Here is a 4,714-nt window from a genome sequence, read left to right on the forward strand (position 1 = left end):
AGCGTCACGGTCTTGCCGGTGCCGGTGGCGCCGGCCACCAGCCCGTGCCGGTTGGCGAGCCTGAGGGTCAGCACCTCGGGCTTGGGGATGCCGGTCTTCGGGATGCTCTTGCCGACCAGGATCGTGCCGTCGCCCGCCATCAGCCCGATTCCCCGCCAGCCTCGCGCCGATGGTTATGGATGTGCGCGGCGGGCTTTGCCAGATGCGGGCGCCCGCGCTTGATTTCCCGCGCACGAGGCCCGAAGGACGGCGGGACATCCTCGGGAGCCTTCGACCATGGAAGAACTGATCGCCCGCGTGACCAACCGCACCGGGCTCGACGCCGCGACGGCGCAGACCGCGATCGGGCACATCTTGGCCTTCCTGCAAAAGGAGGGCCCGGCCACCGAGGTGAGCCAGCTCATGGCGGCGATGCCGGGCTCGGAGTCCCTCGTCGCCACGTCGAACGCCGAGGAGGGCGGCGGCGGGCTGATGGGCATGCTCGGCGGCATGATGGGCGGCGGCGTGATGGCGCTCGGCCAGAAGCTGATGGCGGCCGGCGTGCCGATGGGCCAGATGCAGCCGCTCGGGCAGGAGCTGTTCGCCTACGGCCGCGAGACGGCGGGCGAGGACGTGATGGGGCCGATCGTCGGCGCGGTGCCGGGCCTGAGCCAGTTCGTCTGAAGGCCGCTGTCATAAAAGCGTGCGCGCTTCGTGGTTCTGTCCGGCTCCGAGGCCCGGAGCCGGTCGTCCCGCGGGGGCGCACCGGGCCCTGGATAGGCGTCGACGATGGTCGCGAAGTTTGCGCGCGGGGCCTCTGCCGCCTGGGACGCGATCCGGGCCAACGGCTGGGCGCCGGGCCGGAGCGGCGCCGAGTCCCCGATCGCCAGGCGCGCGCGCACGTCCGCGGACGGCGGCCTGCCGGGCTTCGGCGGCCGCAGCCTGATCCCGCCGGGCGCCACGCCGATCCGGCTGAAAACGTCGCGCCCAATCCTCGACCTCGGGCCGGGCCTCGGCCGCATCGGCAGTCTCGAGGTGAGGCTCGCGACCCGGAAATCCGAGATCCGCCGCGCCCAGCGCCTGCGCTACCAAGTGTTCTACGAGGAGATGTCGGCGATCCCGACCGGCCGGGCGATGCTGTCGCGCCGCGACGCGGACGCCTACGACGCGGTCTGCGACCACCTGCTGGTGATCGACCACGACGCGACGGACGGGACGCCGTTCCGCCGTGCCCGCCCGAAGGTGGTGGGCACCTACCGCCTGCTCCGCGGCGAGGCGGCCGAGCGCCATTTCGGCTTCTACTCGGCGGGCGCCTACGACCTCGCGCCCCTGCTCGCGGCCCATCCGGGAAAGCGGCTGCTGGAGCTCGGCCGCTCCTGCGTGCTGAAGCCCTACCGCACCAAGCGCACGGTGGAACTGCTCTGGACCGGCATCTACGCCTACGTGCTGCACCACCGCATCGACGCGCTGCTCGGCTGCGCCAGCCTGGAGGGCACCGATCCGGACCGCCTCGCGCTCCCGTTGAGCTTCCTCCACCACCATGCCCGGGCCCCCGACGGCTGGCGCGCGCGCGCGCTCCCCGACCGCCACGTCCCCATGGACCGCCTCAGCCGCGAGGCGATCGGCCCTAAGGCGGCGCTCCAGGCCCTGCCGCCGCTGATCAAGGGCTATCTCCGCCTCGGCGCGACCTTCGGCGACGGCGCCGTGATCGACCGGCAGTTCGGCACCACCGACGTGTTCGTCGTCCTGCCGGTCGGCGCGATCGGGGCGCGCTACCACGACCATTTCGCTCCGGCCGCGGACAGGCGGGCGGCGTAGGGGCTCCGGCTTCCGGCGGCGCCGCTGCCCGCCGCGTCGCGGGTCCTCAGAACGGCAGCTTCATGCCGGGCGGCAGCGGCAGGCCCTTGGTCAGTTCGGCCATGTGCTCCTGCGCCGTCCGCTCGGCCTTGCCCCGCGCGTCGTTGACGGCGGCGAGGACGAGGTCCTCCAGGATCTCGCGCTCGTCGGCTACCATCAGGGCCGGGTCGATGGCCACCGCCGTCACGAGGCCCTTGGCCGTCATCGTCACCCGCACCGATCCGCCGCCGGAGGCGCCCGTCACCGCGACCGTGTCCAGTTCCGCCTGGATGCCGGCCATCTTCTCCTGCATGGCCTGAGCCTGCTTCATGATGCCCATGAGGTCGCGCATGCGGATCGGTCTCGTCTTCGGGTGAGGATTGCCTGATCTAGGGACCCGGCCGCACGGATGCCAGCGTCAGGCGTCGTCCTCGGCCTCCTCGCTGCCGGCCGCATCGAGGCTTGCGGGAACGTCCAGCCCGGCCGCCGCCGCGGCGTCGGGTGCGTTGTCGCGCACGTCGACGATCCGCGCGCCGGGAAAGCGCGCCAGCACCTCGCGCACGAGGGGGTGGCTCGCGGCGTCCTCGCGGCGGCTCTCGACCGCGGCACGGCCTTGCGCGTCGAGGGTCGGCGCCCCGCGCTCCTGCGACGGCGTGACGATCCAGCGGCGTCCCGTCCAGAGTTCGAGCGCCCTGGCGAGCTCGGCGTGGAGCGAGGCGCGCCCGCCCTCGGCCTGCCGGAACTCGATCCGGCCCTCCTCGAAGCGCACGAGGTGCGCCTCGCGCTCGAGGGCCGACTTCAGCAGGATGTCACGCCGTGCGTCGGCCAGGGCGACCACGTCCTCGAAGCGGGCGAGCCGCGGGCCGGCCGGCTCGGCGGGCCGGGCCGGCGCCGCCGGCGGCGGCACGAGGGCCGGACGGGGCGGCGGGGCGGGCGGCGGCGCGGGCGGGGTAATGACGGCGGTCGGCGATGCGACGGGCACCGACGATGGCCGCGGCGCGGGCGCGACGATGCGGGGCGCGGGCATGACGGTGCGGGGCGCCGGGAAGAGGGCTGTGTCGGCCGGTGCGTCGCCCTCCTGCGCACCGGCGGCCAGCGCCTCGGCCCTGAGCTGCCGCAAAGCCTCGTCCGGCGTCGGCAGGTCGGCGGCGTAGGCGAGCCGCACCAACGCCATCTCGGCCGCCGCGAGCGGCCGGGTCGCGGTCTGCGCCTCGGGGATCGCCTTCAGCAGGATCTGCCAGGCCCGCGACAGGGCGCGCACCGGAAGCCGGCGCGCGAACTCGGCTCCGCGCCCGCGCTCGATCGCGCTCAGCGTCGGGTCGGCGGCGGCCGCCTCCGGCGCCAGTTTCAGCCGGGTGACGAGGTGGGTGAAGGCGGCCAGATCCGAGAGCACCACCGACGGGTCGGCGCCGGATTCGTACTGGCCGCGCAGCTCGGCGAAGGCGGCCGGCACGTCCCCGCGCATCACCGCCTCGAACAGGTCGACGATGCGGGCGCGGTCGGCGAGCCCGAGCATGTCGCGCACGCCCGAGGCGCCGACCGCGCCGGCCCCGTGGGCGATCGCCTGGTCGAGCAGCGACAGCGCGTCGCGCACCGAGCCCTCCGCCGCCCGGACGATCGCGGCTAGCGCCTCGTCCTCGGCGGACACGCCCTCGGCCGCGCAGATCTTCCGGAGGTGCGCCGAGAGCACGTCGGCCTCGACGCGGCGCAGGTCGAACCGCTGGCAGCGTGACAGGATGGTGATCGGGACCTTGCGGATCTCGGTGGTCGCGAACACGAACTTGGCGTGCGGCGGCGGCTCCTCCAGCGTCTTCAGGAACGCGTTGAACGCGTTGCCCGACAGCATGTGGACCTCGTCGATGATGTAGACCTTGTAGCGCGCCGAGACCGGCGCATAGCGCACGCCGTCGATGATCGCGCGGATGTCGTCGACGCCGGTATGCGAGGCGGCGTCCATCTCCAGCACGTCCATGTGCCGCGATTCCATGATCGCCTGGCAGTGGATGCCGAGGCCCGGCATCGCGATGGTCGGCCCGGTGTCGGGCGCGCCGGCGGGGGCGTAGTTCAGGCCGCGGGCGAGGATGCGCGCGGTGGTGGTCTTGCCGACCCCGCGCACGCCCGTGAGCATCCACGCCTGCGGGATGCGCCCGGCCGCGAACGCGTTGCCGAGGGTGCGCACCATCGCGCCCTGGCCGATCAGGTCGTCGAAATCCTTGGGCCGGTATTTTCGCGCCAGCACGCGATACGGCGTCGGCGCGAGGGCGGGCGCCGGAAAACCGGGCAGGCCCGGCTCGTCGTCAGGCGTGCCGGTGCTCGCGTCCATTCCGTCCGGATCGGTGCTGCTGACCGCCGCGGCGGGCGTGAACGGCCCGCGGCCTCAGGCGGTGGAACGGGTGGGAGGCTGGACGAAGACCCGCTCGGTCTCGTTAGGGCTGCTTCCTTCCGGACCTGACCCGGTTGGCGAGTGAAACGTCCCTCGCCAACCCCCCGCGGCCTATATGGCCGGGCGGTTCCGCGAACGCAAGCGTGGGTCGCGCCCTCGGATCGGCGGCCGGCAGCGGACCGGGCCGGTGCCGGACCGTTCCCGAGGTTGTCACCCCGCGGCCCCCCGCCTAGGCTTCCATTCCCCGAGCCGAGGCCGCGAGCCCCGAGGACCCGAACCCATGGTCACCCGCGTCGCCACCGTCGCCTTCGAGGGCATCGAGGCGCGCGCCGTCGACGTGCAGGTGCAGATCATCCCCGGCGCGGTGCACTTCAACGTGGTCGGCCTGCCGGACAAGGCGGTGGGCGAATCGCGCGAGCGCGTGCGCGGCGCGCTGATCGCCTCGGGCCTGGCGATGCCGGCCAAGCGCATCACCGTGAACCTCGCGCCCGCCGACCTGCCGAAGGAGGGCTCGCA

5 protein-coding genes, 1 other RNA gene and 1 pseudogene are annotated in these 4,714 nt (G+C 73.8%); 3 read left to right on the plus strand and 4 right to left on the minus strand.

The window, feature by feature from the left end; all coding sequences use genetic code 11:
- The coding region (locus tag ACFE86_RS21160; RefSeq protein WP_375457292.1) for a helicase HerA-like domain-containing protein at positions 1 to 140 on the minus strand (140 nt) is incomplete at its 3' end.
- Between the two features lie 130 nt (positions 141 to 270).
- Here ACFE86_RS21160 and ACFE86_RS21165 point away from each other — a divergent pair.
- Positions 271 to 663 (plus strand): annotated as a pseudogene (locus ACFE86_RS21165) (DUF2780 domain-containing protein); the annotation flags it as partial.
- Positions 664 to 768: 105 nt separating this feature from the next.
- Positions 769 to 1,797: a GNAT family N-acetyltransferase gene (locus ACFE86_RS21170; RefSeq protein WP_375457288.1), complete on the plus strand. Its 1,029-nt coding sequence runs from the start codon at positions 769 to 771 to the stop codon at positions 1,795 to 1,797.
- Positions 1,798 to 1,843: 46 nt separating this feature from the next.
- Here the strand turns inward: ACFE86_RS21170 and ACFE86_RS21175 are convergent, their stop codons facing one another.
- The 3 genes from ACFE86_RS21175 to ffs form a co-directional block, all read right to left on the minus strand.
- Positions 1,844 to 2,167 carry a YbaB/EbfC family nucleoid-associated protein gene (locus tag ACFE86_RS21175; RefSeq protein ID WP_375457289.1) on the minus strand — a complete coding sequence of 108 codons (324 nt, stop codon included), beginning with the start codon at positions 2,165 to 2,167 and terminating at the stop codon, positions 1,844 to 1,846.
- Between the two features lie 66 nt (positions 2,168 to 2,233).
- On the minus strand, positions 2,234 to 4,138 hold the full coding sequence (locus tag ACFE86_RS21180; protein ID WP_375457290.1) for a DNA polymerase III subunit gamma/tau: 1,905 nt from the start codon (positions 4,136 to 4,138) through the stop codon (positions 2,234 to 2,236).
- A gap of 68 nt (positions 4,139 to 4,206) precedes the next feature.
- An RNA gene (ffs, locus tag ACFE86_RS21185) (signal recognition particle sRNA small type) lies at positions 4,207 to 4,305 on the minus strand.
- A 173-nt stretch (positions 4,306 to 4,478) separates the two neighbouring features.
- On the opposite strand from ffs, the gene ACFE86_RS21190 reads away from it, so the two are divergent.
- Positions 4,479 to 4,714: magnesium chelatase domain-containing protein (locus tag ACFE86_RS21190; protein ID WP_375457291.1), on the plus strand; the 236-nt coding region annotated here is incomplete at its 3' end.

Origin of the sequence: uncultured Methylobacterium sp. (genome assembly GCF_964244095.1) — a bacterium.
In the GTDB taxonomy this organism is placed as follows: Bacteria; Pseudomonadota; Alphaproteobacteria; order Rhizobiales; family Beijerinckiaceae; genus Methylobacterium.

What these genes read in the sequence shown, in the direction of transcription:
- ACFE86_RS21170 (WP_375457288.1), top strand. Translation starts at nt 769, where the DNA reads ATGGTCGCGAAGTTTGCGCGCGGGGCCTCTGCCGCCTGGGACGCGATC.
- ACFE86_RS21175 (WP_375457289.1), bottom strand. Translation starts at nt 2,167, where the DNA reads ATGCGCGACCTCATGGGCATCATGAAGCAGGCTCAGGCCATGCAGGAG.
- ACFE86_RS21180 (WP_375457290.1), bottom strand. Translation starts at nt 4,138, where the DNA reads ATGGACGCGAGCACCGGCACGCCTGACGACGAGCCGGGCCTGCCCGGT.